Here is a 1,563-nt window from a genome sequence, read left to right as displayed (position 1 = left end):
GGGGTGGTTGTTCGTTTGCTGTGAATCACACAGTGGACGCGTAAGCATAAAGTTTAGGGTGGTTAAGCCCTCGGCCTATTAGTACCGGTCGACTGAACACGTTACCGTGCTTACATCTCCGGCCTATCAACCCAGTAGTCTAGCTGGGAGCCTTACCCACTCAAGGTGGTGGGATACCTCATCTCGAAGCAGGCTTCCCGCTTAGATGCTTTCAGCGGTTATCCCTTCCGAACGTAGCCAACCAGCCATGCTCCTGGCGGAACAACTGGCACACCAGAGGTTCGTCCGTCCCGGTCCTCTCGTACTAGGGACAGCCCTTCTCAAGTATCCAACGCGCACGGCGGATAGGGACCGAACTGTCTCACGACGTTCTAAACCCAGCTCGCGTACCGCTTTAATGGGCGAACAGCCCAACCCTTGGGACCTGCTACAGCCCCAGGATGCGACGAGCCGACATCGAGGTGCCAAACCATCCCGTCGATATGGACTCTTGGGGAAGATCAGCCTGTTATCCCCGGGGTACCTTTTATCCGTTGAGCGACACCGCTTCCACACGCAAGTGCCGGATCACTAGTCCCGACTTTCGTCCCTGCTCGACCCGTCAGTCTCACAGTCAAGCTCCCTTGTGCACTTACACTCAACACCTGATTGCCAACCAGGCTGAGGGAACCTTTGGGCGCCTCCGTTACCCTTTAGGAGGCAACCGCCCCAGTTAAACTACCCACCAGACACTGTCCCTCGACCCGATCAGGGCCGCAAGTTAGATACCCAAACCCAACAGAGTGGTATTTCAACAGTGACTCCACCCGAACTGGCGTCCGAGCTTCACAGTCTCCCACCTATCCTACACAATTAAATTCAGATACCAATGTCAAGCTATAGTAAAGGTCCCGGGGTCTTTCCGTCCTGCCGCGCGTAACGAGCATCTTTACTCGTACTGCAATTTCGCCGGGCCTGTGGTTGAGACAGTGGGGAAGTCGTTACGCCATTCGTGCAGGTCGGAACTTACCCGACAAGGAATTTCGCTACCTTAGGATGGTTATAGTTACCACCGCCGTTTACTGGCGCTTAAGTTCTCCGCTTCGCCCCGAAGAGCTAACAGGTCCCCTTAACGTTCCAGCACCGGGCAGGCGTCAGTCCATATACATCGTCTTACGACTTGGCATGGACCTGTGTTTTTAGTAAACAGTCGCTTCCCCCTGCTCTCTGCGGCCATACCACGCTCCACCCGCAAGGGGCTTCACGCGTCCGGCCCCCCTTCTCCCTAAGTTACGGGGGCAATTTGCCGAGTTCCTTAACCACAGTTCACCCGTCGCCTCGGTATTCTCTACCTGACCACCTGTGTCGGTTTAGGGTACGGGCCGCTCAAAGCTCGCTAGAGGCTTTTCTCGGCAGCATAGGATCAATGACTTCACCAGAACGGCTCGGCATCACGTCTCAGACTCAATGCACCGCGGATTTGCCTACGGTACGTCCTACACGCTTACCCCGGCACAACCACCGGCCGGGATCATCTACCTTCCTGCGTCACCCCATCGCTAAACTACTACCCACAGAGGTCCC

General features: G+C 55.9%; 1 rRNA gene. It reads right to left on the bottom strand.

The features are described 5' to 3' along the window. Nucleotides 1-58 precede the first annotated feature (58 nt). Nucleotides 59-1,563 (bottom strand): 23S ribosomal RNA (locus Aut01nite_RS43020); the annotation flags it as partial.

Origin of the sequence: Actinoplanes utahensis (assembly GCF_016862455.1) — a bacterium.
In the GTDB taxonomy this organism is placed as follows: domain Bacteria; phylum Actinomycetota; class Actinomycetes; order Mycobacteriales; family Micromonosporaceae; genus Actinoplanes; species Actinoplanes utahensis.
The sequence above is the reverse complement of the archived record's forward strand: the minus strand, read 5'-3'. Positions and strand labels throughout refer to the sequence as shown.